The organism is Paenibacillus sp. KS1, assembly GCF_001680695.1.
In the GTDB taxonomy this organism is placed as follows: domain Bacteria; phylum Bacillota; class Bacilli; order Paenibacillales; family Paenibacillaceae; genus Paenibacillus_B; species Paenibacillus_B suaedae.
Genome location: NZ_MAIS01000306.1, coordinates 1 through 460, shown reverse-complemented (window position 1 = coordinate 460; position 460 = coordinate 1). Strand labels below are relative to the sequence as shown.

Sequence of the window (460 nt, the reverse complement as noted above, 5' to 3'; positions counted from 1 at the left end):
CGCTCTCGTTCTCGACATACAGGTCACCGTCTTTCATATAGTAGGTCACTTTTACCGGATAACCCTCTACGTTCACAATCGTTTCTTTCTTTTGCTCTGTAATGTGAGTCAACTTGATCGGCTTGTTGTAGTCTCTTATCTCCTCAAACTCATGTTCCAGAAGCAATTCTATCGGCACGTCTACGGTCAGCCGCAAATCAAGGGGTGTCGAGAATGTATACACTTTCCTGTAAGCACCTAACGGAGAATTGGCATAATCCCATGTTTCTTCTCCTTCCAGCTTATGACCGTTCACCAGCAACGAAACCGACTTGTACGGAAGTCCGCTAAATCCGTTCTTATTATCCACTTCTAATTTCATGGCTGTCGGTCTGATGATCAGCTTGCGGAGGATCGATCCCCCTTGTGCCGAGCGGATCGGAATGTTCATTTCCCGGGTCACTGATGCCTGCAGCGCCTT

Annotated in this window: 1 pseudogene; it reads right to left on the bottom strand. The window is 47.4% G+C overall.

Going from position 1 to position 460, the window contains the following annotated elements:
- Nucleotides 1-361 (bottom strand): annotated as a pseudogene (locus tag BBG47_RS28440) (RNA polymerase subunit sigma-70); the annotation flags it as partial.
- Nucleotides 362-460 lie beyond the last annotated feature (99 nt).